The following is a 24,166-nucleotide window of genomic DNA, read 5'->3' as shown; positions in this document are numbered from 1 at the left end:
TGCCCGGTCACGGTGCCAATCCCACGGTCGACAGTCCCTCCGTCTCGGGCCAGCCCAGGGCCAGGTTCATCGACTGCACCGCCGCTCCGCCGGTGCCCTTGACGAGGTTGTCGATGGCGCACAGCGCGACCAGCACACCGGCGTCGGCATCGACGGCGACGGCCACCTGGGCGGCGTTGCTGCCGATCACCGAGCCGGTCCGCGGCAGCCTGCCGTCGGGCAGCAGGTGCACGAAGGGTTCGTCGCCGTAGGCCTTCTCGTAGGCGGCCCGAATCTCGCCGGCCGTCGCGGTCGTGGGCGCGGTGCACGTGGCGAGGATGCCGCGCGAGGTCGGGATGAGCACCGGGGTGAAGGACACCGTCACGGAGCGCTCGGTGACCCGGCGCAGTCCCTGCGCGATCTCCGGGGTGTGCCGGTGTGCGCCGCCGACGCCGTAGGCCCGTGCGGACCCGATGACCTCCGAGCCCAGCAGGTCGACCTTGGCGGCGCGGCCGGCGCCGGACGTGCCGCTGACGGCCACGACCGTCACTGCGGGGTCGACGAGGTCGGCCGCGACGGCGGGCAGCATCGCGAGCAGCGCCGCGGTCGGGTAGCAGCCCGGGACGGCGATCCGCCGGGTCGCGCGCAGGGCCTCGCGGCCGCCGGGCAGTTCGGGCAGTCCGTAGGGCCAGCTGCCGGCGTGGGCGGAGCCGTAGAACCGTTCCCACGCCGCGGCGTCGGTGAGCCGGAAGTCCGCCCCGCAGTCGACGACGAGGGTGTCGGGGCCCAGCCGTTCGGCGATCTCGCCGGAGTGGCCGTGCGGCAGCGCCAGGAACACCACGTCGTGACCGGCGAGGACGTCGGCGGTGGTCGGCTCGAGCGTGCGGCCCGTCAGCGGCAGCAGGTGCGGGTGGTGTTCGGTGACGTCCGTGCCGGCACTGGCGGCGGCGGTCAGGGCGCCGATTCTCAGGCGCCCGTCACCGAGCGCCGGATGGCCGAGCAGGAGGCGGAGGATCTCGCCGCCGGCGTAGCCGCTGGCCCCCGCGACGGCGACCGACATCGGTGTCATGGCACGAAGTCTTGCATGGTTATGCAGACTCCTGCAAATTCATTACCGTTGTTCGGCGCCGTGCCGCTGCCCCGCGAGCACCACTGCCGCGTCGCGCGCCGCGCTGGCCTCGTCCTCGGTCAGCGTGCGGTCCGGTGCGCGGAAGCGCAGGGCCAGGGTCAGCGACGTGCGACCCTCGCCGATCTGCGGGCCGGTGTACACGTCGAACAGCCGGACGTCCTCGAGCAGGTCCCCCGCCCCGAGACGAACGGTGTCGACGACGTCCTGGGCGGGCACGTCGTCGTCGACGACCAGGCTGACGTCCTGGAACACGGCCGGGAACGGCGACACCGCCGGCACCGGCAGGCGCCCGCTCAACGGCACGGCGTCGAGGTCCAGTTCGACCGCGCACGTCCCCTTCGGCAGCCCGGACCGTTCGATCACCGCCGGGTGCAACTGGCCGGCATGCCCGACGACGCGGTCGCCGACGAGCACCTCGGCGCAGCGCCCCGGGTGCCACGGCAGCTCCCGGGCTGCGCGCAGGGTCACGTCGACGTCGCACGCACGGGCCACCACTCGCACCGCCTCGAAGGCGTCGGCGGCCTCGACCGGGCGGCCGCGGCCCCACGGTCCCGCCGGCTCGCGCAGACCGGCCAGCACCATCGCGACGTGCAGCGGCTGGTGGGGCAACGAGTCGTCGATCGTCGCGCGCTCGTCGTCGGTGGGCCGGCGGTCGGTCGGGATCCGGTCCAGCGGCCGGGTCCGCGGCGTGGCGAGCACCACCTGCTCGATGCCGAACAGCGCCACGTCGCCGTTGCCACGGGACACGTTGCGCGACAACGCCTCCAGCAGGCCGGGCAACAGCGTCGAGGCGAGCGCGGGGCGGTCGGACTCCAGCGGGTTGAGCACCGCCATCGTCGCGCGGCGCGGGTCGTCGGGTGCCAGGCCCCAGGTGTCGAAGATCCCGGCGGGCAGGAACGGGGTGGGCAGCACCTCGACGAACCCGGAGAGCGCCAGCGCCTTGCCGATCGCGCGGCGACGCGACTGCCCGGGGGTCAGACCGCGGCCGGCCGGCGCGGCGGGCAGCACCGACGGGATGCGGTCGAGTCCCTCGAGCCGCAGCACCTCCTCGACGAGGTCCGCGGGCTCGCGCAGGTCCGGCCGCCAGCTCGGCGGCGTCACGGTGACCGACCCATCGGAGGACTCGACCCGTCCGCCGATCTGGGTGAGACGGCGGACCGCGGCGCCCTCCGGGTAGCCGATTCCGGCGACGCGGTCGGGCAGGTCGGCGGGCATCGTCACCGGAGCCGGCGACCAGTCGGTGCGCGGCGGGTCGCCGCGCCAGTCGGTCAGCGTCGGTTCGGCGGTGCCGCCGGCGATCTCGGCGAGCAGGGCGGCGCCGCGGTCGAGGGCGGCGACCGCGATGGCCGGGTCGACGGTGCGCTCGTAGCGCCTGCCCGCCTCGCTGACCAGCCGCAGGCGGCGCTGCGTCCGCGAGACCGCGGCGGGGTCCCACACCGCCGCCTCGAGCAGCACGTCGGTGGTGGTGTCCCGGACCTCGGTGGTGCCGGCGCCCATGATGCCGCCGATCGCGGCGGTCGCCACGTCGTCGACGATCAGGACGTCGCCCGCGTTCAGGGTGCGCCGGACGTCGTCGAGCGTCACCACGGTCTCGCCGGGTTCGGCGAGGCGGACGTCGAAGCCGCCGCTGATCAGGGTCCGGTCGTGGGCGTGCATCGGCTGGCCGAGTTCGAGCATCACGTAGTTGGTGACGTCGACGGCGGGCGAGATGGCGCGGATGCCGCTGAGCAGCAGCCGGCGCTGCAGCCACCAGGGCGACACGGCGGCCGGGTCGATGCCGGTCACCGGGCGCAGGCCGAAGCGCTGCACTCCGGTTTCGGGCCGGACCGTCAGCGGCCACGCGTCACCATCTGCCGGAAGTGCGGGCACGTCAGCGGGGTCGACGTAGTCCAGGTCGTAGGCGCAGGCGATCTCGCGTGCCATCCCGCGGATCGACAGGCAGTAGCCGCGGTCCGGGGTGATCGCGAGGTGGAAGACGACGTCGTCGAGCCCGACGACGTCGATCGCCGAGGCGCCGGGCTCGGCCGTGCCGGGCGGCAGCACCAGGATGCCGCTGTGGTCGACGCCGAGGTTGAGTTCGGCTGCCGAGCAGATCATGCCGTCGGACGTCCGGCCGTAGGTCTTGCGCTTGGCGATCGTGAAGTCGCCCGGCAGCGTGGTACCCGGCAGCGCGACGACGACCAGATCGCCCACCGCGAAGTTCGTTGCGCCACAGACGATGTCACGCGGTTGACCGTCGATGCCGTGTACCCCGACGTCGACCTTGCACGCGCGGATCGGCTTCTTGAACCCCGTGAGTTCCTCGATGTCGACCACGCGACCCACCGTCAGCGGTCCGGTGACCGGCCCGACCGGCACGATCTCCTCGACCTCGTGGCCGATGGCGATGAGGGCCCGCTCGAGTTCGTCGCTGGGCACGTCCCATCCGGGGGCGCCGGCCCGCACCACCTCGCGCAGCCAGCTGTAGGAAACGCGCATCAGGCGCCCACCCCGAACGGCAGCGAGAAGCGCACGTCGCCCTCGACCATGTCGCGCATGTCCGGGATGCCGTTGCGGAACTGCAGGGTGCGCTCCAATCCCATGCCGAAGGCGAAGCCGGAGTACTCCGCCGGATCGATTCCGCACGCGCGCAACACGTTCGGATTCACCATGCCGCAGCCGCCCCACTCCACCCAGCCGGGGCCGCCCTTCTTGTTCTCGAACCAGACGTCCACCTCCGCGGACGGTTCGGTGAACGGGAAGAAGTGCGGCCGGAACCGGGTGCGCCCCTGGGGCCCGAACTGGGCGCGCGCGAACGCGTCCAGCGTGCCCTTGAGGTGGGCCATGGTGAGCCCACGGTCGACGGCGAGGCCCTCCACCTGATGGAACACCGGGGTGTGGGTGGCGTCGAGTTCGTCGGTGCGGAAGGTGCGCCCGATCGACACGATGTACACCGGCAGCTCGCGTTCCAGCAGGGCGCGGATCTGCACGGGCGAGGTGTGCGTCCGCAGCACCTGCCGGGATCCCTCCGGCGCCACGTGGAAGGTGTCCTGCTCGCTGCGGGCGGGATGGTCCGGCGGGAAGTTGAGCGCGTCGAAGTTGAACTGCTCGGTCTCGACCTCCGGCCCCTCGGCCAGCTCCCACCCCATCGCGACGAAGGTGTCGGCCACGTTCTCGGCGAGGATCGTGATCGGGTGGCGGGCGCCGACGGGCTGCCGCGTCGAGGGCAGCGTCACGTCGATCCGCTCGGCGACCAGTACCGCGGCGTCGCGCTCGGCGCGCAGCACCTCCAAGCGCTCGTCGTAGGCGGCTTGCGCGGCGGTGCGCGCGACGTTGACCCGCTTGCCGGCATCGGCCCGGTCGGACTTCGGCAGCGTGCCGAGGGCCTGGCGCGCCAGCGCGATCGGCGACCGGTCACCGAGGTGCTCGGTCTTGGCGCGTGCCAGCCCGTCGAGGTCCGGCGCGGCGTCGAAGGCGCGACGAGCAGCGCCGACCGCACTGGTCAGCGCATCCTCGGAGAGGTCCTGGGTGGGCGTCGGGTCGCCTGGCGGCTCAGCCACCCGGCGATCATAGCCACGCACCGCCTGTGACCCGCGCTACCCCGGCGCCGCCCCCGTCGCAGCGGGCAGGCGCACCGTGAACGCGGTGCGGCCGGGCTCGGACCGTACCGTGACCGTGCCGCCGTGCGCGGCGGTGATCGACTCGACGATGGCCAGCCCCAGTCCCGAGCTGCCCGTCTCCCGCGCGCGCGTCCCGCGGGCCCGCACGAAGCGGCCGAAGAGGTCCGGCAGCAGCGCGGCGTCGATGCCGGGACCGTCGTCGGCCACCTCCAGTTCCACCTCGCCGTCGTCCCGCGGCGCTGCACGCACGGCGGTCGTCACCGTGACCCCCGGTGGGGTGTGGTTGCGGGCGTTGACGAGCAGGTTGGTCACCACCTGGTGCAGGCGCGCCGCGTCGCCGCGGATCCATACCGGCCCGTCCGGGAGGCCGACCCGCCAGGAGTGCTCCGGGGCGGTCACGGCGACGTCGTTGACGGCGTCGACCACCAGGGCGCACACGTCCAGGTGGCCGACGTCGAGGCCGTGGCCCTCGTCGAGCCGGGACAGCAGCAGCATGTCGCCCACCAGCGCAGTCATCCGCCGGGACTCCGACTCGATGCGGGCCAGGGCGTACTCGGTGGTGGCCGGCAGCGCCGCACCGTCCTGCCGGGTGAGTTCGGCGTATCCCTGGATGGCGGCCAGTGGCGTGCGCAGCTCGTGGCTCGCATCGGTCAGGAAGCGCCGCATCCTGCGGTCGGACTCGGCCCGCACGGCCAGCGCCGAGTCGACGTTGGCCAGCAGGCGGTTGAGCGTCTCGCCGACGATGCCGACCTCGTTGTCCGGGTCGGTGTCGGCGCGGCGCACCCGCGCGGTGATGCGTTGGTCCTCCTCGGCCAGCGGCAGGCGCGCCGCCCGGGCCGCGGTGGCGGCGACCCGTCGCAACGGCCGCAGTGTCCGGCGCACCAGCGCCACCGTGCCGCCCGCGGCCAGGAGCGCGGCGGCGACCGTGATGGCGACGACGGCGATGACCTTGCGCATGATGGCTTCCTGGGCGGCTCGCAGCGACACGGCGGCGACCAGCGTGCTCCCGTCCCCGGCGGTGGTGCTCGCCGCGCGGTACGCGCCCGCCTCGCCGCCGTCCACGGTCCGGGGGTCACCGTCGGCCCAGTCCCGGGTCTGCAGTGCGGCGACCGTCGCCGCGGACGCCGGACGCGGTCCGTCGTCGTCGAACGACGCGGAGTGCACCACCCGCCCGTCGCGCAGCACGGCGATGACGGTGCCGGATGCCTGGCCGGTGACGTCGTCGAGCGCGCCCCTGCCCTCGCCGAGGGCGTACTCGTGCGCGAACGCGGCGAGCGAGTGCGCCACCTCGTCGTCACTCATCGCGGTGACGTAGCTGCCCATCGTGTAGACCGAGACGCCGCCGACGGCCAGGACCAGCACCGTCACCAGCGCCGACACCCCGAGACTGAGCTGCCTGCTGAGGGTGCGGGGCCGCCACCACGGGGTGCGGCGCGCCGACGTCACTGCGGGGGTCTCAGTTGGTACCCGATGCCGCGCACGGTGTGGATCAGCGGTTCCCGGCCGGCGTCGAGCTTCTTGCGCAGGTAGGAGACGTAGAGGTCGACGATGCTCGTCCGCCCCCCGAACGAGTAGTTCCACACCCGTTCGAGGATCTCCTCGCGCGGCAGCGCCCGACGCGGATTGCGCATCAGGTAGCGCAGCAATTCGAACTCCGTCGCGGTCAGCTCGACGCGGTCGCCGTCGCGGTGCACCTCCCGGCTGGCGCCGTTCAGCACCAGCCCACCCACCTCGAGGGTCTCGTCGTCGGCAGGGGTGGTCTCGCTGGCGCGACGCAGCAGCCCGCGTAGCCGGGCCACCAGCTCCTCGAGGCTGAACGGCTTGGTCATGTAGTCGTCGGCGCCCGCGGTGAGGCCGGTGACGCGGTCGCCGACGGAGTCGCGTGCGGTGAGGAACAGCACCGGCGTGGCGGCCGACGTCGACCGCACCCGCTCGAGGATCTGCAGGCCGTCGACGTCGGGCAGCATGATGTCGAGCACCACCAGGTCGGGGCCGACGGCGCCGAACTTCGCCAGGGCGTCGCGTCCGTCGTGGGCCACCTCCACGACCCAGCCCTCGTAGCGCAACGCCATCGTGACCAGGTTGGTCAACGCCCGCTCGTCGTCCACGAGCAGCACGCGGATGGGTGACCCGTCGCTGCGCCGGATGGGTGGGAGCTGGCCGAGGATCGCGGGGCGTGGGCGTTGCGAGCGGGGATTCACCGACGTCATCGTCATGATTCGATTGTCCGGACCGCTCGTGGGACTGTCACGGAGTTCATAGGCGATTCTCAGGCTCACGGTGCCACGAGGTGCGCCGTCGGGCGAATCGTCGACCCGAAGATACTGTACGGCAACGTCATTCGCGCCGTGCGGTGACATCGGTCACCGTCATCGACGGGGAACGTCACCTACTGTCGCACGCGATGATTGGCCGGGGTGTCATCGAAACCCATTGACCTGGATACCTTTTCGTTCGTGCGCGTCGCCGACGACCGGTGCCGCAGGGCCATGGCCGTCAGCCCCGCGACCGCGGCCGCCAGGGCGCCGGTCGCGACGGCGACCGCCATCTCGGGCACGGTGTTGGCGAGGACCAGGAAGCCGAACCAGCAGCCGACCGACAGCAGGCCGACCCGCCAGCCGGTCCACCGGCCGCCGGCGCCGAACCGGGCGGCCACCGCCATCCCGAGGAGCAGCGCCAGGGCGTGCCCCACGCCGGTGAAGTCCTGGGCCACGGCCACCGAACTCACCGCCACCCCCAGCCACCACGCCATCCAGGGCGGCCGCAGCCGAGTGGGGATCGCGGCGGTCAGCGCACCGAGCACCGCGGTGGCGCGGTAGCTCATGCCGACGTCGGTGGCGCGCGCGATGTCCGCCGAGGCCCATCCGCCGCGCACCGCGGCGACCAGTCCCGCCGCGACCAGCAGCGTCGCGCCGACGTGCCCGGCGACGAAGGCGATCAGCAGACGGGCGCTACCCCACACCAGTTCGGCGACGGCGAGTAGGCACAGCAGCCCCGGCAGCCAGATGGCGATGGACCCGGCGTCGACCACGAAGGCGCTGCCGAGCAGCGTCCCGACGTGGCCCCGTCGCAGGTTGTGCAGGTTGGTGCTGGCGTGGGCGATGACGTCGTCGCGGACGTCGGGCCCCAGCGCCACCAGGATCGCCGTCACGGCGACCAGGAGGACGCCGTAGCCGAGGGTGACGCGCAGCCGTCCCGCCAGGGACAGCGCGCCGCGGATCACCCGGCCACTATGCCCCGGCCTGCTGGCCGTCGTGGGCCTCGTCCGCTGTCGACTCCCTGCGAGTCTTCACCCAGTACATCGCCAGGTCCTCCGGGACGCCCGCGATGCGCGGCGCGAACAACGGCTTGCGGACGCGTTTGACGCTCCACGCCTCGAGACGCTCCTCGGGGATGCGGTCCAGGGTGGTCTGCGAGATCACCAGGCCGCCCCGGGTGGCGCGTTCCATCATGCGGGCCGCGATGTTCACGTCGACGCCCAACCAGTCCGAGCCGATGCGCTGCGGGCGTCCGGTGTGCATGCCGGCGCGCACGCACGGCGTGTATCCGTCGACGTCGATCGTCTCGACGGCCTGCTTGGCCGCGAGCACCGCCGTCACGGCCGTCGCCGGGTCGGCGAACACCGCCATCGCGCCGTCGCCCATCCGCTTGACGATCTGGCCGCCCGCGGACAGCAGCGGCGGCTCGAGGACCTGGGCCACTCGCCGCAACAGCCGCAGGGTGGCGTCGTCGCCGGCGCCGAGGGACCAGTCGGAGAACCCGACCAGATCGGTGAACACCAGCGTCACCTCGCGGTAGGCGGGCCGGCCCGACACCCGCTCGGCGAGCGCCTGCCAGACCTGCAGGGCGCCCAGACTCACCTCGCGCGACGCGGCCTCGCGGTCGAGCAGGCGGTCGGCGGCGCGCGCCGCAGCCCGGGGCCCACCGACGCCGGAGGCCGACAGCGGGTCGCCGAAGTCGGGGTCGCCGGGCAGGGCCTTGCGGGCGCGGCGCAGGAAGGCGATGACGCCGGGGCTGTGGTTGGTCGCCTTGATCCATCCCAGCGGGCCGCTCGCGCCGTAACCGGTCACGGCGCGTTCCAACCCGCCGGACCGTTCGTCGAACGACTCGGCAGCCACGAATCCACCCTAGGTGCCGCCTCGCGGGACCGGCAACGCGCGCCCCGCCCGGCGCGCGCGGCGGCCGCTCGCCTACCCGCAGGTCACGCCGACCCGACGGGTGGACGCGGGACGAAGCTCACAGGCCGTCGACGCCACGCCATCACTGCGCGCGGTCGTGGACAACCACCGTTGTCACGCCTAGCGTGACCCCATGCTCGAATGGTCCGACGTCGACCTCGCCGTCCGTGATGCCGTCCGTCAGTTCATCGACAAGGAGATCCGGCCGCACGTCGACGCCCTGGAGAGCGGCGCCATGGAGCCCTACCCCATCGTTCGGAAGCTGTTCTCCACGTTCGGCATCGACGCGATGGCCAAGGAATCGCTGGAGAAGCGGCTGGCCCGGATGCGGGAGGGTTCGACCTCCTCGGGCGGCTCCTCGGGTTCTTCCGGGGGCGGCGGCATGTTCGGTGGCGACGCCGGCGGCATGGGCTTCGTGGTCATCAGCGAGCTGTGCGGCGTCTGCATGGGGTTGGTCGTCGGCATGGGCGTCAGCCTGGGGTTGACCGTCCCGACCATCACGAGCCGCGGCACCCTGGCCCAACAGGAACGCTGGCTGCCCGAGCTGGTCACCTACGAGAAGGTCGGCGCCTGGGCGATCACGGAACCGGACTCCGGCTCCGACGCCTTCGGCGGGATGAAGACCACGGTCGTCCGTGCCGGGGACGGATCGGGCGACTACATCCTCAACGGGCAGAAGACGTTCATCACCAACGGACCCGACGCCGACGTCGTGGTGGTCTACGCCAAGCTGGACACCGGCGATGCGAGCATCGACCCACGCGACCGCAAGGTACTGACCTTCGTCCTCGATCGCGGGATGGAGGGCTTCGTCCAGTCCACGCCGTTCCGCAAGATGGGCATCCACTCGTCGCGCACCGGTGAGTTGTTCTTCGACGACGTCCGGCTGGGCCGCGACCGGCTGCTCGGCGAGACCGAGGAGAACGCCGCCGGCGACGGCCGCGCCAGCGCGCGGTCCAACTTCTCCGCCGAGCGGATCGGTGTGGCGGCGATGGCGCTCGGCGTCATCGAGGAGTGCGTGCGCCTGTGCGTCGGCTACGCCAACGAGCGCACCCTCTGGGGCAGCGAGATCGGTCGGTTCCAGCTCATCCAGCTCAAACTCGCCACCATGGAGGTGGCTCGGATGAACGTGCGCAACATCCTCTTCCGCGTCATCGAGGCCGCTCAGACGGGCACGCCGATCACGCTGGCCGAGGCGTCGGCCATCAAGTGGTACTGCTCGCAGGCCGCGACCGACGTGGCGATGGAGGCGGTGCAGCTGTTCGGCGGCAACGGCTACATGACCGAGTACCGCGTCGAGCAGCTGGCGCGCGACGCGAAGTCGCTGATGATCTACGCCGGCAGCAACGAGGTGCAGATCACCCACGTCGCGCGGGGCATGCTCAGCGGCTAGCCCGCGAACTCGCGTAGAGGCAGATCGCCGCTGCGGCAGCCACATTGAGGCTCTCGGCACCGCCGGCCATCGGGATCCGGACCCGCACGTCGGCCGCCGCGGCGACGTCGGCCGGGATGCCGTGCGCCTCGGAGCCGAACAGCCAGGCGGTGGGGACGTCGAGGTTCACCTCGTCGAGGGAGGTCTCGCCGTCGAGCGTCGTCGCCATGACGACGAGTTCGGCATGCACCAGCTCGGCGATGAGCGCCACCGGGTCGGCCGCGGCGAGGACCGGCACGGAGAAGATGCTGCCCGCCGACGCGCGCAGGCACTTCGGGTTGTACGGATCGACGCTGTCGCCGGCGAGGATGAAGGCGTCGGCACCCATCGCGTCGGCGAGCCGGATGAGCGTGCCCGCATTGCCGGGGTCCGACGTCCCGACGGCGACGGCCACCAGTGACGGGGCGGCCAGCGCGTCGGCGAGCGTCAGCTCGGGCACCGTGCACACCGCCACCAGACCCACCGGGGTCACGGTGTCCGACAGCGTCCGGGCAGCCTTATCGGTCACCACGACGACGTCGACGCCGGCCAACAGGTCGGCGAAGCGGTCGGCCGCCGTGGCCGTCGCGTACGCCTCGAGGACCAGGCCGCGGCGCAGCGCGGCCTCGATCAGGTTCGGTCCCTCGACGAGGAAGCGCCCGGCACGCTTTCGGCCCGCGGGCCGCAGCAGTTTGACTGCCGCGGCCACGCGGGCCGAACGTTCGGTGAGGGGCGTCAGCGTCAGGCGGCTTCGCCGGACGGCGCGTTGACGTCCTCGGGCAGCGCCTTGCGCGCCACCTCGACCAGAGCGGTGAACGCCGCCGGGTCGCTCACGGCGATCTCGGCGAGGTTCTTGCGGTCCACCTCGACACCTGCGGCCTTGAGGCCCTGGATCAGACGGTTGTAGGTGATGTCGTTCGCGCGGGCGGCCGCGTTGATGCGCGAGATCCACAGCTTGCGGAACTCGCCCTTGCGGGCGCGACGGTCGCGGTAGGCGTAGGTCAAGGAGTGCAGCTGCTGCTCCTTGGCCTTGCGGTACAGCCGGGACCGCTGGCCGCGGTAGCCCTTGGAGGCCTTGAGGACGGTACGCCGCTTCTTCTGGGCGTTGAGTGCGCGCTTCACGCGTGCCATGAGGGTGTTCCTATTCTCGTTCGGTCAGGGACGGCCGGCGTGCGGCCGGGAAGGCGGGTGCCAGGTCAGCCGTTCAGCATCTTGCCGATGCGGCGGGTGTCGGCCGCGGCCACGTCGGTGCGGCCGGAGATCCGGCGGGTGCGCTTGCTCGGCTTGTGCTCGAGCAGGTGGCGCTTGTTGGCCTTCTCGCGAACGATCTTGCCGGTTCCGGTGGTGCGGAACCGCTTCGAAGCGCCGCTGTGGGTCTTTGCCTTGGGCATGGTGTCCTCGGTGTGGTGGGTTGTCAGGTGGTGGGTGGCTGGGCGCCGGGCTCCGCGCCCGCCCGCTGGGCGGCCGGTGCGTCGGCGTCGTGCGCCGCCTTGGCGCGGGTCTTCGCGCCGCGGTGCGGCGCCAGCACCATCGTCATGTTGCGGCCGTCCTGCTTCGCGGACGTCTCGACGAAGCCGTAGTCGGCCACGTCGGCGCCGAGGCGCTGCAGCAGTCGGAAGCCCAGTTCGGGCCGGGACTGCTCACGTCCGCGGAACATGATGGTGACCTTGACCTTCGACCCCGCCTCGAGGAAGCGGATGACGTGACCCTTCTTCGTCTCGTAGTCGTGAGGGTCGATCTTCGGTCGCAGCTTCTGTTCCTTGACGACGGTCTGCTGCTGGTTCTTGCGAGACTCGCGAGCCTTCTGAGCCGTCTCGTACTTGAACTTGCCGTAGTCCATGATCTTGCAGACCGGCGGCTTGGCGTCGGGGGCAACTTCGACGAGGTCGAGATCGGCGTCCGCGGCGACGCGGAGGGCATCTTCGATGCGCACGATTCCTACCTGTTCACCACCCGGTCCGATGAGTCGGACCTCAGGTACGCGGATGCGCTCGTTGATGCGTGTCTCAGTGCTGATGGGGCCTCCTATGTCGTCTTCCAGGAGCCCTACCACATCGGCGCGTTCCGGGGACGGAACGCAGAAGACCCTGCTCGAGGCAGGGTCCGATGCCGACCGGTCGCGGCGTGAACCGCCTGCGCGGACGCGCAGAAAGAGCATCGTCGATGCTCGTGACCGGACCGTAGAACCTTCGGGGGTGACCTCGTGGCCTACGGTGGGAGCGGGACTCCACTTGCTGTCCCGGACGGTGCCGGGACGGTCGCGCATGCCAGTCTAGCAGCCATGACCGATGTTCCCGAACACGCCGACGACCCCGCGGACCAGCCCACGCGGGAACTCGCCGAGATCCCGGCCGTGGAGGTCATCTCGCGGGCAGCCCTGATGCTCATGAGCGCGGCCGCCGAGAAGCTCGGCCTGGCCGACGACGAACCCGAGGAAAGCCCGCACCGGGACCTCGACGAGGCACGCAGGCTGATCACGGCGCTCGCCGGGCTGGTCAAGGCCTCGGCGGAGTACCTCGGACCGCACGCCGGGCCGGTGCGCGACGCCCTGCGGGAGTTGCAGCTCGCCTTCCGCGATGCCAGCGCCTACCCCGACGAACCCGGCCAGGGGCCCGGCGAGAAGTTCACCGGGCCGGTGTGGCGCACCCCCGGCTGAGGTCACGGCACACGACACCGGCCAGCGACGACCGGACCGAGTCACACCCAATTCCCGGCTGGAACGCCTATCCTCGCGCCCTATGAGCCTGGCGTCGACGAGCAAGCCGGTGACCGCGACGCGGCGATCGACCTGGTGGGTACCGGCGGCCGCCGGCTGGATGGTCGGCGTCATCGCCACGCTGTCGTTGGTGGCCAGCGTCTCCCCGCTGATCCGCTGGCTCATCCGCATCCCCCGCGAGTTCGTCAACGACTACCTCTTCAACTTCCCCGACACCAGCTTCGCGTGGGCGTTCGTCCTCGCCCTGCTCGCCGCCGCGCTGGCGGCGCGCAAGAACGTCGCTTGGCTGATTTTGCTGCTGTACATGGTGGCCGCGGTCGTCGTGAACGTCGCCGACCTCGTCACCGGTACCGAATCGGTCATGGAAGACGTCGGGGAGGTCATCGGCCTGGTCTTCCACGTCGCGGCGATCGCGTTCCTGGTCCTGGCGCGCCGGGAGTTCTGGGCGCGGGTGCGCCGCGGTGCCCTGGTCAAGGCCGCGGCCACGCTGCTGGCCGGCATGGCGCTGGGCATCCTGGTCGGCTGGGGGCTGCTCGAGCTGTTCCCCGGGAGCTTGGAGCGTGACTACCGGCTGCTGTACGCCGCCAACCGCGTCGTCGCCTTCGCCGGCGTGGACTCCGGCGCCTTCGACGGGCAGCACCCGCACGTCCTGGTCAACGCGCTGCTGGGACTCTTCGGCGCGCTCGCGCTCATGGCCGCGGCCATCGTGCTGTTCCAATCCCAGCGCGCCGACAACGCGCTGACCGGAGAGGACGAGTCGGCGATCCGCGGGCTCCTGGAGGCCTACGGCAAGAACGACTCGCTGGGTTACTTCGCGACGCGGCGGGACAAGTCGGTGGTCTTCGCCCCCAACGGACGCGCCGCGGTCACCTACCGCGTCGAGGTGGGCGTCTGCCTCGCCAGCGGCGATCCGGTCGGCGATCCGAAGTCCTGGCCGGCGGCCATTGCGGCATGGCTGCGGCTCTGCCAGACCTACGGGTGGGCGCCCGGTGTGATGGGCGCGAGTTCGGCGGCGGCGCAGGCGTTCCGCGACGCCGGGCTAAACGCGCTGGAACTCGGTGACGAGGCGATCCTGCACCCCGACGCGTTCAAGCTCTCCGGCCCCGACATGAAGCCGGTGCGCCAGGCGGTCACGCGTGCGCGGCGCGCCGGGCTGACGGTCCGGATGCGCCGCCACCGCGACCTGTCCCCCGACGAGATGGCCGCCGTGATCTCCCGCGCCGACGCGTGGCGCGACACCGAGACCGAGCGCGGCTTCTCCATGGCCCTGGGCCGGCTCGGCGATGCCGCGGACGGCGACTGCCTGCTGGTCGAGGCGGTCCAGGACGGCGCAGACGAACCCCGTGTCGTGGCAATGCTGTCGCTGGTGCCGTGGGGCACCAACGGGGTGTCGCTGGACCTGATGCGCCGCTCGCCGCAGTCGCCCAACGGCACGATCGAGCTGATGGTCTCCGAGCTGTGCCTGCAGGCCGAGGAGATCGGCGTGACACGGATCTCGCTGAACTTCGCGATGTTCCGCAGCGCGTTCGAGGAGGGTGCTCAGCTCGGGGCGGGCCCGGTCGCCCGGTTGTGGCGCGGGCTTCTGGTGTTCTTCTCCCGCTGGTGGCAGCTGGAGACGCTGTATCGCTCGAACATGAAGTACCAGCCGGAGTGGGTGCCGCGCTACGCCTGCTACGAGGACGCGCGCCTCGTCCCCCGGGTGGGCGTCGCGTCGGTGATCGCCGAGGGCTTCCTGGTGCTGCCGTTCAGCAGGCGCACCCGGCAGCACACCGGACACCACCCCGCGGTGCCGGAGAACCTCTCCCGCAGCGGTCTGCTGCACGACGACGGCAGCGCCCCGGACCCGTCCGCGGTGGCGTCCGCCGACACCCCGCGGCTTCCCGAACAGGTCCGCGTCCGGATGGCGAAGCTGAAGGCGTTGCAGGACAAGGGCGTCGACGCTTACCCCGTCGGCCGGCCACCGAGCCACACCGTCGCCGGCGCGCTGAGCACCGACGGCGAGACGGTCAGCGTCGCCGGTCGGGTGCTGCGGATGCGCGATTACGGCGGCGTGCTGTTCGCGCACCTACGGGATTGGTCGGGCGAGGTGCAGCTGCTGTTCGACGACACCCGGCTCCAGGAGGGCCGCACCGCCGACGTCACCGCGGCGATCGACCTCGGCGACCTCATCGAGGTGACGGGCGTCGTCGGCGAGAGCCGGTCGGGCGTCCGCTCGCTGCTGGTCGACCGCTGGCGGCTGATCGGCAAGTGCCTGCGCCCGCTGCCGGACAAGTGGAAGGGGCTCACCGACCCCGAGGCCCGCGTGCGGACGCGCTACGTCGACCTGGCGATCAACACCGACGCCCGTGACCTCATCACGGCACGCAGCCGGATCCTGCACGCCATCCGCGAGACGCTGGTCGGCAAGGGCTTCCTGGAGGTGGAGACGCCGATCCTGCAGCAGATCCACGGCGGGGCCAACGCCCGGCCGTTCCTGACCCACATCAACGCCTACGACCTGGACCTGTACCTGCGCATCGCGCCGGAGCTCTACCTCAAGCGGCTGTGCGTGGGCGGCGTCGAGCGGGTCTTCGAGCTGGGCCGCGCCTTCCGCAACGAGGGCGTGGACTTCAGCCACAACCCCGAGTTCACGCTGCTGGAGGCCTACCAGGCGCACGCCGACTACGACGTGTGGGTGCGCGGCTGCCGCGAACTCATCCAGAACGCCGCCGAGGCCGCCAACGGCAGCCAGGTGGTGCTGCGCCCGGGCGCCGACGGCGGCTTGGAGCCGGTCGACATCTCCGGAGAATGGCCGGTGAAGACGGTGCACGGCGCCGTCTCCGAGGCGCTCGGCGAACGGATCGACCCGCAGACCCCGCTGGCGGAGCTGCGCACGCTGTGCGACCGCGCCGGAGTGCCCTACCTGACGCACTGGGACGCCGGCGCGGTGGTGCTCGAACTCTACGAGCGGCTCGTCGAGGGACAGACCGAGCATCCGACGTTCTACAAGGACTTCCCGACGTCGGTGTCACCGCTCACCCGACCCCACCGCAGCATCCCGGGGGTGGCCGAACGGTGGGACCTGGTGGCGTGGGGCGTCGAACTCGGCACCGCGTACAGCGAACTCACCGACCCGGTCGAGCAACGCAGACGGCTGCAGGAGCAGTCGCTGCTCGCCGCCGGCGGGGATCCCGAGGCCATGGAACTCGACGAGGACTTCCTGCAGGCCATGGAGTACGCCATGCCCCCGACCGGCGGCCTCGGCGTCGGCGTCGACCGCGTGGTCATGCTCATCACCGGCCGCAGCATCCGCGAAACACTGCCGTTCCCCTCGGCGAAACCACGCTGACGCGTGGCGTCCACCAGATTCACAGCTGGCCTCCAGGAAGTGCGGCCACGATGATCCGGTGACGACTTCGACGACGACGATCGCCGGAACGCTGCTCGCCGATCCTGCGGGACCGCTGCGCCAGCAACACCTTTCGCTGATGCACGGCTGGTTGCCGCTGACCATCCAGCTGCTGGCCGCGGCCGTCCTGGTGGCCGCCGTGGGATGGCGGCACCGCCGCTGGCGGATGGTGTGGCTGCCGCTCGCAGTCGTCGTCGGTCTCGGTCTCACCGCCGCGGCGCACTGGTACGTCTCCTCGGAGGGTCTCGCCGGGGACCCCGCCCCCCGGTTGCTGTGGGTGTGGACGACCGTCGTCGGCGCCACCGTCGTCGTCCTGGTCGCCGGCTGGCGCAGCGCCCGCTGGTGGCGTCGCGGCATCTCGGTCCTCGCCGTACCGCTCACGGTCCTGTGCGCGGCACTGGCACTCAACCTCTGGGTGGGCTACTTCCCCACCGTGCAGACCGCGTGGAACCAGCTCACTGCCGGACCACTGCCGGATCAGACCGACCAGGCCACCGTCGTGGCCATGCAGCGGTCCCGCACCATCCCGCAGCGCGGCACGGTGGTGCCCGTCACCATCGACGGCACCGCGTCCGGGTTCAAGCACCGCGGCGAACTGGTGTACCTGCCGCCGGCCTGGTTCGCCTCCGATCCGCCCCGCCCGCTGCCCACCATCATGATGATCGGCGGCGAGTTCAACACCCCGGCCGACTGGCTGCGCGCGGGCAATGCCATCCGCACCATCGACGATTTCGCCGCGCAGCACGCCGGGTACGCGCCGGTGCTGGTGTTCGTGGACTCCGGCGGCGCGTTCAACAACGACACCGAGTGCGTGAACGGCCCGCGCGGCAACGCCGCCGACCACCTCACCAAGGACGTGGTGCCGTTCATGGAGCAGAACTACGGTGTCAGCCGCGACCGCGCGAACTGGGGCATCGTCGGCTGGTCGATGGGCGGCACGTGCGCCGTCGACCTCGCCGTGATGCACCCCGACCTGTTCAGCGCCTTCGAGGACATCGCCGGCGACATGGCCCCGAATTCCGGCACCCGCGCGCAGACCGTTGAGCGGCTCTTCGGCGGCAGCGAGGCGCAGTACACGGCGTTCGACCCGACCGCGGTCATCACCAAGCACGGGCCCTACACCGGCGTCTCCGGGTGGTTCGACGTCAACGGCTCGATGCCCTCGGCACCCACGGTGGTGAACGTCAACGACGTCAAGGGAAACGGCCTCGGCGGCCGGGACGCCGCGGGCCGTACCAGCGACCAGACGGTGGCCGCCGACTCGCTGTGCCGGCTCGGCGGCACCCACGGCATCGACTGCGCCGTGGTGCAACAGCCGGGCAAGCACGACTGGCCGTTCGCCGCCCACGCGTTCGCGGCGGCGCTGCCCTGGATGGCCGGACGGATCGGCACGCCGGGCGTCACGCCGCAGCCGCTGCCCGCCGCCGCGCCCGGACCGGCTCTGCAGGCGGCCGCCCGCTGACGCCGGTGGGTGCTCGGTAGTCCGACGCCCGGTGATCCGACGCTCGGTAGTCCGACGCTCAGTAGTCCGACTCGGCCGCCACGATCTCGGCGAGGAACGCATCTGCGCCGGGCGCGGCGAGCCGGGAGCGCGCCAGCCGGCGGACCCGCTCGCGCAAGGCGACGGCAGCGCCGGCGGCCGGACCTCCGGCCGCCCCGGTGCCCACGACGACGTCGGTCGCCGACCAATCGTGCCCCCATGCCGTCGAGTCGGTGACCGGTCCGGCGGCATCGCGCAGGATCAGCCGGGCGGTGCCGTCGGCGTCGAGGACACCGGCGCCGGTGACGAGCCCGGACACCAGTCGGACGGCGACCCCGTCCGGCGGGACCGGGCCGGCGACGGCCACCCGGACCGTCGCAGTCGTCTCCGCCTTGCGCGCCTCCACGCGCCAGTCGACGGTGCCGTCGGCGGCGTCGAAGGTCCCGGGCGGCACGCCCGCCCAGTCGACCGACGCCGAACCGGCCGCCACGGGCGTCGGGCCGCCGCTCGTGCGACCGCCGGCGGCGAGCGCGTAGTCCGTGCGCCGGGCCGCCGCGAGGTCGGTCCGCTCCGCCGGGTCCGAACCGTCCGCGAAGCCGTCCCCGTCCCACACGCCGTACTCGTCGGCCAGGTCGCGGCAGGAGTCGACGAGCTCGACCACCCGGGGGTCGCCGCCGCGCCGGATCGCCTCGAGAGCGGCGCGATGCGGACCCAGCAGCGCGGCGATCTCGGCATCGACGGCGTCCTCGGCGCAGACCTGCTCGGCGCGGGCCGTGAGCAGTGCCAACTCGGCGTCGAGCAGCGCCGGGTCGAGGCCGACGATCCCGTCACGCGGGCTGGCGGGCCACCACCGGCGGGCCCAGTGCCCGACGGCCAGCCGCCGCAGCGGCGCCAGCGCATCGGTCCGCCAGGCGGCGGCCGGCACGTCGACCGAACCGGTGGGCGCCGAGGCCGTCAGCGCCGAGGCCACCTCGCGGTGTCCCGGCACGCCGATCACCTGCCACAGCCAGTCGGCGGCCGCGACGTCGGTCAGCGTCATCCGGGTGGCGGCGACGCCGTCCGGGTCGTCGACCGTCCAGGCGAACACCGCACCCGCCGCCTCGAGGACGGCGACCGCGGGCACGCCGGCCACGTCCGGTCCGGCGGTCCAGAACGCGCCGTCGGCGGCGAAGATCACGAGGTGACCGCCTCGTCGAGCATCGCCTTGATGCGCTGCCGGTGGTCGAGGCTGACCGACCGGGCGACGCCCTCGAGGACCGCGCGCACGTCGTCGACGTCGGTGCACGGCTCCTGCCACACGTCGCGGCCGTGCAGCCGCGCCCACAGCCGGCTCAGGTAGGGGCGCGCGAAGCCGGCGAGGTCGTCGACCACCTGGCGTTGCCGGGGGTGCAGCGGCCCGCCGTCGGCCAGATAGCGGCGCGCGTGCAGGACGTAGGCCTCCTTGCGCAACCGGGCCTGAATGGTTCGGCCCAGGTCGTAGCGGCCCGGCGTCGCGTCGCTCAGCGGTGCGAGGTCCACCGCGATCTCGATGCCGGCGAGCAGCACCGCCTGTCCGTCCTCGGAGAGCAGTCCCCACGGCGCGCAGGCCCGGTCGATCTCCTCGGCGCACAGCGCGGGGACGTCGGGCAGTTCGTCGCGGTCCAGACCGCGCCGCAGGGTGGCCCGCACGCGGTCGACGACGCTGCGGTCCAGCGGCCGGCTCCGGTCGGCACGTGTCTCGACCGCCGGCGGCTGCTGCGGTTCGCGGGCCGTGAGACCGAGGTCGGTGAGCGACCACGGCAGGGCGCTCGGCTCGGTCCGCGCCCGGGCGCCGAGGTCGAACGGCGTCGCGTCGGCCACCAGCACGTCCCACACCCGCTGCCGCGCCGCTGCGGCAGTGTGGCCGTCGGCGTCGCCGAGCACCGTCGTCAACCCGGCGAAGAACGGCGCGGTGATGGCCCCACCGGGCCGGACGTCGGCCCAGCTGCGTTCCAGCTGACGCCGCAGCGCCCGCACCACGTGGTCGTCGTCGACGTAGCGGTTGAGCACCTCGATCGCGGTCCGGTCGCGCTCGCCGTGTACCTCCCGCAGGACCGTTGCCACGAACTCGTCGAGCGAATCCCGTTCGGACGGAACGCCGTTGGTGACGGCCAATTCGAAGCAGATCGGGAAGTACAGTTCCTGGGCGTTGCCGCTGGTGATCCGCGACCGGCGCCGGTGCGCCTTGAGCACCGCGAACCACGCCGCGGCGGCGCGCAGCTGCGGCGCGTGGTCGATGATCACCTCGGTCAGCGCGGCCGCGACGTCGGGGTCCAGCAGCGGCGCCGAGTACCGAGGGTTGACCCGCAGCCGCAGTACGAGCGGGTCGAGGATGCGCTTGACGGTGCGCCGCAGCGGTGCCCCGTCCGCGCCGCTGAACACCTCGACGCCCGGGCCGATCGCGCGCCAGGAGCGGTCGATGACCGCCCGCCGCGGCTCGGCGACCGCGACGGGCGTCGTCACGCTCGAGCTGCTCACCGCCACAGAATAGGAGGCCGCGCCCGAACTTGGGTTCGGTAGCGCAGCACCGGCGCGACGCTGTCCCCCATGCCCGATTCGTTGGTCACCACGCTCGTCCTGTTCTGCGCGTTCGCCGGCGCCGCCGCCGTTCTGATCCGGCGACGCCGCCCGGGCCGACCGCCCGGCCGCCCCGCCGTGGGCCTCGGCACGGTCCGCTCGATCGCCCGATCGGTGACGGTGGAGGTGCAGAGCGTGTCGGGGCAGCGGTTCGTCGGCAAGCTCGCCGCGTGCGACGACGTCGTGGCCCGCGGCGCCCTCCGACCGGGCGTGGTGCTGCTGGTCTCGTTCGACCCGGCGGCCCGCGAGGACCTGCGGCTGGCCGACGACGTGCTCGCGGTGCGGGCGGACTTCGACCGGATGCTCGTCGGCAAGGGGCTCGTCACCGACGACGAACTCGATCTGATCCGCCGCGGGACGCGGGCGCGTGGCGTGGTCACCGGCGTCCGGTGCACCGGCGCCGCCCGCGAGGACCACCGCGAGGTCGAGATCGACCTGATGGTCCGCCGGCCCGAGGGCGGCCAGTTCCCCGCCCACGAGACGACGATGATCCCGGAGTCCGCGCTGCCCGACGTGACGCCGGGGTGCGTCGTCGACGCGTACTACCGCCGCGGCGACGAGTCGGTGGTCGCGGTGTGCGTGGCACCGCGCTGAGGTCACCGGGCGCCGTCCACGGCGAACGTCGCGAGCGCCGCCCAGTACAGCGGGCTGGCCGCCTCGTCCCCGGAACGCCAGCGCCGCAACGCCTCCCGCTGCCAGCGGTTCACCGCACGGCCGGCATGGTCGGCGTCGTGCGCGACGTCCACGGCGATGATCAGCTCGCCCATCGGATCTGCTGCCGGATCCGCCGCGCCCGCCGCGAAGCGGCGGTAGCCCGCCGTGGTGGGCAGCGACCACAGCGTGGCGGTGACCAGCTGGGCACCGCCGAGCACCGCCGCGGCGACCAGCCCGGTGGCCTCGTCGAAGCGGTAGTCCCCACCGGAGGCGCAGGCGAGCAGCGCGACGCGCGGCGGGATGGGCAGGTCGAGGGCGAGCAGGTCGGCCGCCGTCAGCGGACGCTCCTCGGCGAGGTGCACCGCCGCCCGGTCGGCGCTGCCGGCCTCCGCCGCGGTGGCGTGCCCGACGTACAGCAGCCGGGCGGGCCCGCGCTCCAGCATCGCCGCCAGCCAGTGCCGGTCGGCGTCGACCCGACGGAACAGCTCGACGGCCGAGCGCACCTCCGGCAGGACGGTGCCGCGGCCGACGTCCTCGGCGACGTGGCGGGCCAGCGCCGTGTCGGGGTCGGGCCGCCCGAGCACCGACCCCAGCGCGGAGTCCGCGCGCTGGTGCGGCACGCGGGGATCGAGGACGAGGAGCCGCGGCGCGCCGGCCCGCGAGGCCCACGAGCGGTGCGGCCGGGACGCATTGACGATGTTCGCCGGAGGTGCCATCAGGACGTCGACCAGCTCCAGCAGCCGGGTGCCGTCGGTGGCCGTGCCGGGGTCGTCCCACGCGATGCGGGCGGGAACGGTCCCAGCGAAGGTCACCGCCGCAGTGCACGCGGCCGCGAGCGCGTCGGCGTCCGGACGGCGGCGCGGAAACGCCAGCAGGGTCCACGGGACCCGGGCGAGACGGGCGCTGGGTGCGACGAAGAGCGCGGCACGGGGCTCACCGGCGCACGCCTCGACGAGGTCCCACGCCGCCTGCGACAGCAGCAGGACGCCGAGCCGGTAGGCCAGCCCGAGTTCGGCATCGGGCCGTGCGAGCGGGCCCTCGGCGAACGCCCGGCGCAGCGCGTCGGCGACCGTCTCCTCGGCGATCGGTTCGGGCAGCGCGTCGTCCACGTCCGTCAGGGCGGCCAGCAGCAGCGGCTCCTCCACCACCCACGTGACGGTGCTCGCCGGCTCCCCCACCACCCGCAGGCTGCCGTAGGTGGCGGTGCCGACGTCGGCGAAGCGCAGGACCAGCGTGGCGCTCACGGCCACGTCGCCCAGGCCGGTTCGTCGGTCGTGACGTGCTGGCCGTAGCGGCGCAGCGCCTGGAAGCGGTGCGGGGAGAGCACCGTGTCCCCGGTGGGGTCCATCGCGAGCGGCGGCAGCGGCCCGAGACGCGTCAGCGAGGGACCGGCGGCCACCGGCGGGCCCGACGCCACCTGGGCGAGGACCTCGACGTCACTCGCCGGTGCGGGTGCCGTCGCGGTCCGGGTCCAGGATCCGGCTGCGTCGTCGGCCGGTGCGGCGGTGCTGAACGTGCCGCGCGCACAGTGGTATTCGATGAGCTCGCTCACCAGCCGGGTGTCCTCGGACTCGGCGGCGACGGCGAAGGCCCGTGCCAGCAGTGGCGCCGCGATCCCCGCGGCCCAGCGCGCCCGCGCTGCGGCGTCGGCGATGGCGTAGCGCACGGAGTCGACCGCGAGGGCCGCCGGCACCACGAGGTCGACCGCCGTCGCGAGCTTGCGCATCGCCGACGCGTGGTCTGCGCTACCGGGTGCGGCGCGGACGACCCCCCGCGCCGCGCGGTACCTGGCCTCGACGGCGGCCCAGTCGTCGCCGGGTGCGGCCGTGCCGTCGAATGCGAGGTCGGCCAGCGCGTCCGCCCGCCACACCGCCCCGAGGTGCGCGTCGAGCCGGGCGTAGGCGACCCAGCTGCTGCGCGGCGATTCATCGAGGCAGGCGCGCGCCTGCTCGACGAGGTCGACCGCGTCGCCGAAGCGGCCGCGGACGACGCTGATCCAGCTGCGCTGCAGCAGGATCCGGTGGATGTGCAGGGGCTTGCCCAACTCGCGCCAGTGCCGCTCGGCGTGGCCCCAGCTCTCGTCGGCCGCCTGCAGCATCCCGGCGCCCATCCTGGTGAGACCGAAGTACAGCCAGCAGCGCGAGACATCGTGCGCGCGAGCGTATTCGGCGATCACCGGGTACGCCTCGCCGAGCAGGCCCTCGGTGGCCACGTGGTCGCCGCGCGCCCAGCAGGCCGTCGCCCGTTCCAGCTTCGTCCGTGCCACCGGGAGCCGCCAGTCCCGAGCCTCGGCGCGAGCGCCGGCCCGGCGCAGCCACGGCTCGGCCTCTTCGATGCGGCCCGTCTCGATGCAGAACCTCGCGTAGCCGATCGCTCCGATGACGAAGAGGTTGTCCGTCGCGGCGGCGTCGATGGCTGGGCCGGCACCCGGGCCCTCGATGGCGTCGATGACCGTGCGCCACAGCGGTTCCGACCGGACGTGCAGGTCGTCGTCGACCAACGCGATGGCACACAGGATGCGGCCGTAGGTGCGCAGGTAGGCGAACTCGCCGTCGAGGTCGGCGTCGAGTTCGGCGTCGCCGTCGGACCTCGATGGTGTCGTGGCGTCCAATTCGGCGAGCCGGTCGGCGGCCCCCTCGTGGTCACCGACGGCGGCGGCCAGGCCGATCCGAAGGTAGTGGGCCCGCCGGCGGTAGCGCAGGGTCATGCGGCGAATGTCGCTCTCGGACATCGTGTTGCGCATCTGAACGTCCGCGGTGGCGGTGCCGTCGAGGATGGTCTGGTACACGGTCAGGCACTCCCCGATCCGGTGCACCGCCTCCCGGACGCCGTCGTAGGCCGTGCGAACCAGGTACAGCTCGCCGAGTTGCGCGAGGACTTCCAGCATCAGGTCGTCGCGGTCGGCGTCCTCGATCCGAGGCATCAGCGCGAGCAGCAGTTCCTTCGCCGCCGTCTCGTCGGCGGCGAGGGCCAGGTGACGGGCCCGCTCCAGGTCGCCGGCGATCGACACGGGTGCATCATAGAAGCCCCGACGCGG

The 24,166-nt window shown here is 72.8% G+C and carries 20 protein-coding genes; 5 read left to right on the top strand and 15 right to left on the bottom strand.

Annotated elements, in window-relative coordinates; translation table 11 throughout:
- Window positions 1–7: 7 nt before the first annotated feature.
- From argC to FZ046_RS19280, 7 genes are all read right to left on the bottom strand, one after another.
- Window positions 8–1,048: an N-acetyl-gamma-glutamyl-phosphate reductase gene (gene argC / locus FZ046_RS19310; RefSeq protein WP_070355209.1), complete on the bottom strand. Its 1,041-nt coding sequence runs from the start codon at window positions 1,046–1,048 to the stop codon at window positions 8–10.
- Between the two features lie 42 nt (window positions 1,049–1,090).
- Entirely contained in the window at window positions 1,091–3,586 is a 2,496-nt protein-coding gene (gene pheT, locus FZ046_RS19305; protein WP_070355208.1) for a phenylalanine--tRNA ligase subunit beta, read from the bottom strand.
- On the bottom strand, window positions 3,586–4,647 hold the full coding sequence (gene pheS, locus FZ046_RS19300) for a phenylalanine--tRNA ligase subunit alpha (protein WP_070355207.1): 1,062 nt from the start codon (window positions 4,645–4,647) through the stop codon (window positions 3,586–3,588). The genes pheT and pheS overlap by 1 nt, the downstream gene beginning before the upstream one ends.
- A gap of 36 nt (window positions 4,648–4,683) precedes the next feature.
- The gene (locus tag FZ046_RS19295) at window positions 4,684–6,153 is read right to left on the bottom strand and encodes a sensor histidine kinase (protein WP_070355206.1); all 1,470 of its coding nucleotides are present in this window, start codon (window positions 6,151–6,153) and stop codon (window positions 4,684–4,686) included.
- Window positions 6,150–6,923 carry a response regulator transcription factor gene (locus tag FZ046_RS19290; protein ID WP_070355205.1) on the bottom strand — a complete coding sequence of 258 codons (774 nt, stop codon included), beginning with the start codon at window positions 6,921–6,923 and terminating at the stop codon, window positions 6,150–6,152. The genes FZ046_RS19295 and FZ046_RS19290 overlap by 4 nt, the downstream gene beginning before the upstream one ends.
- 173 nt (window positions 6,924–7,096) lie before the next feature.
- The gene (locus tag FZ046_RS19285; protein ID WP_070355204.1) at window positions 7,097–7,930 is read right to left on the bottom strand and encodes a rhomboid-like protein; all 834 of its coding nucleotides are present in this window, start codon (window positions 7,928–7,930) and stop codon (window positions 7,097–7,099) included.
- 7 nt (window positions 7,931–7,937) lie between these two features.
- The gene (locus tag FZ046_RS19280; RefSeq protein WP_070355203.1) at window positions 7,938–8,825 is read right to left on the bottom strand and encodes an adenylate/guanylate cyclase domain-containing protein; all 888 of its coding nucleotides are present in this window, start codon (window positions 8,823–8,825) and stop codon (window positions 7,938–7,940) included.
- Between the two features lie 193 nt (window positions 8,826–9,018).
- On the opposite strand from FZ046_RS19280, the gene FZ046_RS19275 reads away from it, so the two are divergent.
- Complete coding sequence (locus FZ046_RS19275) at window positions 9,019–10,278, top strand: acyl-CoA dehydrogenase family protein (RefSeq protein ID WP_070355202.1); 1,260 nt, start codon at window positions 9,019–9,021, stop codon at window positions 10,276–10,278.
- Here FZ046_RS19275 and FZ046_RS19270 read toward each other — a convergent pair.
- The 4 genes from FZ046_RS19270 to infC form a co-directional block, all read right to left on the bottom strand.
- The gene (locus FZ046_RS19270; RefSeq protein ID WP_070355201.1) at window positions 10,268–11,005 is read right to left on the bottom strand and encodes a TrmH family RNA methyltransferase; all 738 of its coding nucleotides are present in this window, start codon (window positions 11,003–11,005) and stop codon (window positions 10,268–10,270) included. The two genes, FZ046_RS19275 and FZ046_RS19270, sit on opposite strands and share 11 nt — an antisense overlap.
- Before the next feature lie 32 nt (window positions 11,006–11,037).
- Window positions 11,038–11,427 (bottom strand): 50S ribosomal protein L20, encoded by a 390-nt coding sequence (gene rplT / locus FZ046_RS19265; RefSeq protein WP_070355200.1) that lies wholly within the window; start codon window positions 11,425–11,427, stop codon window positions 11,038–11,040.
- Window positions 11,428–11,492: 65 nt separating this feature from the next.
- Window positions 11,493–11,687, bottom strand: coding sequence for a 50S ribosomal protein L35 (gene rpmI, locus FZ046_RS19260; RefSeq protein WP_070355199.1), 195 nt, complete (start codon window positions 11,685–11,687; stop codon window positions 11,493–11,495).
- A 23-nt stretch (window positions 11,688–11,710) separates the two neighbouring features.
- Window positions 11,711–12,349, bottom strand: a complete 639-nt coding sequence (gene infC / locus FZ046_RS19255) for a translation initiation factor IF-3 (protein WP_083298470.1) — start codon at window positions 12,347–12,349, stop codon at window positions 11,711–11,713.
- A gap of 228 nt (window positions 12,350–12,577) precedes the next feature.
- Between infC and FZ046_RS19250 the strand changes: the two genes are divergently transcribed.
- The 3 genes from FZ046_RS19250 to FZ046_RS19240 all read left to right on the top strand — a co-directional run bounded on the left by FZ046_RS19250 (window position 12,578) and on the right by FZ046_RS19240 (window position 17,862).
- Window positions 12,578–12,952 (top strand): DUF1844 domain-containing protein, encoded by a 375-nt coding sequence (locus tag FZ046_RS19250; protein ID WP_070355197.1) that lies wholly within the window; start codon window positions 12,578–12,580, stop codon window positions 12,950–12,952.
- 88 nt (window positions 12,953–13,040) lie between these two features.
- Window positions 13,041–16,340, top strand: a complete 3,300-nt coding sequence (lysX, locus tag FZ046_RS19245) for a bifunctional lysylphosphatidylglycerol synthetase/lysine--tRNA ligase LysX (RefSeq protein ID WP_407664483.1) — start codon at window positions 13,041–13,043, stop codon at window positions 16,338–16,340.
- 139 nt (window positions 16,341–16,479) lie between these two features.
- On the top strand, window positions 16,480–17,862 hold the full coding sequence (locus FZ046_RS19240) for an alpha/beta hydrolase (protein WP_070355223.1): 1,383 nt from the start codon (window positions 16,480–16,482) through the stop codon (window positions 17,860–17,862).
- Between the two features lie 58 nt (window positions 17,863–17,920).
- Here FZ046_RS19240 and FZ046_RS19235 read toward each other — a convergent pair whose 3' ends face one another.
- Both FZ046_RS19235 and FZ046_RS19230 read right to left on the bottom strand, forming a co-directional pair.
- Window positions 17,921–19,057, bottom strand: a complete 1,137-nt coding sequence (locus tag FZ046_RS19235; protein WP_149484297.1) for a hypothetical protein — start codon at window positions 19,055–19,057, stop codon at window positions 17,921–17,923.
- Window positions 19,054–20,382, bottom strand: coding sequence for a hypothetical protein (locus FZ046_RS19230; protein WP_070356158.1), 1,329 nt, complete (start codon window positions 20,380–20,382; stop codon window positions 19,054–19,056). The genes FZ046_RS19235 and FZ046_RS19230 overlap by 4 nt, the downstream gene beginning before the upstream one ends.
- A gap of 63 nt (window positions 20,383–20,445) precedes the next feature.
- Between FZ046_RS19230 and FZ046_RS27685 the strand changes: the two genes are divergently transcribed.
- Window positions 20,446–21,069, top strand: a complete 624-nt coding sequence (locus tag FZ046_RS27685; RefSeq protein WP_083298590.1) for a hypothetical protein — start codon at window positions 20,446–20,448, stop codon at window positions 21,067–21,069.
- Window positions 21,070–21,071: 2 nt separating this feature from the next.
- Here the strand turns inward: FZ046_RS27685 and FZ046_RS19220 are convergent, their stop codons facing one another.
- Together FZ046_RS19220 and FZ046_RS19215 are read right to left on the bottom strand one after the other, a co-directional pair.
- A complete protein-coding gene (locus FZ046_RS19220) occupies window positions 21,072–22,373 on the bottom strand; it encodes a CHAT domain-containing protein (protein WP_246182818.1) in 1,302 nt (433 codons plus the stop codon).
- On the bottom strand, window positions 22,370–24,139 hold the full coding sequence (locus FZ046_RS19215) for a hypothetical protein (protein WP_070356160.1): 1,770 nt from the start codon (window positions 24,137–24,139) through the stop codon (window positions 22,370–22,372). Before FZ046_RS19215 ends, FZ046_RS19220 begins: the two co-directional genes overlap by 4 nt.
- Between the last annotated feature and the right edge of the window lie 27 nt (window positions 24,140–24,166).

This window comes from Mycolicibacterium grossiae (genome assembly GCF_008329645.1).
GTDB classification, from domain to species: Bacteria; Actinomycetota; Actinomycetes; order Mycobacteriales; family Mycobacteriaceae; genus Mycobacterium; species Mycobacterium grossiae.
The sequence above is the reverse complement of the archived record's forward strand: the minus strand, read 5'-3'. Positions and strand labels throughout refer to the sequence as shown.

Excerpts from the sequence above, each read along its gene's own strand:
- argC (WP_070355209.1), bottom strand. The coding sequence starts at position 1,048 with ATGACACCGATGTCGGTCGCCGTCGCGGGGGCCAGCGGCTACGCCGGC.
- pheT (WP_070355208.1), bottom strand. The coding sequence starts at position 3,586 with ATGCGCGTTTCCTACAGCTGGCTGCGCGAGGTGGTGCGGGCCGGCGCC.
- FZ046_RS19290 (WP_070355205.1), bottom strand. The coding sequence starts at position 6,923 with ATGACGATGACGTCGGTGAATCCCCGCTCGCAACGCCCACGCCCCGCG.
- FZ046_RS19275 (WP_070355202.1), top strand. The coding sequence starts at position 9,019 with ATGCTCGAATGGTCCGACGTCGACCTCGCCGTCCGTGATGCCGTCCGT.
- rplT (WP_070355200.1), bottom strand. The coding sequence starts at position 11,427 with ATGGCACGCGTGAAGCGCGCACTCAACGCCCAGAAGAAGCGGCGTACC.
- rpmI (WP_070355199.1), bottom strand. The coding sequence starts at position 11,687 with ATGCCCAAGGCAAAGACCCACAGCGGCGCTTCGAAGCGGTTCCGCACC.
- FZ046_RS19250 (WP_070355197.1), top strand. The coding sequence starts at position 12,578 with ATGACCGATGTTCCCGAACACGCCGACGACCCCGCGGACCAGCCCACG.
- FZ046_RS19240 (WP_070355223.1), top strand. The coding sequence starts at position 16,480 with ATGCACGGCTGGTTGCCGCTGACCATCCAGCTGCTGGCCGCGGCCGTC.
- FZ046_RS27685 (WP_083298590.1), top strand. The coding sequence starts at position 20,446 with ATGCCCGATTCGTTGGTCACCACGCTCGTCCTGTTCTGCGCGTTCGCC.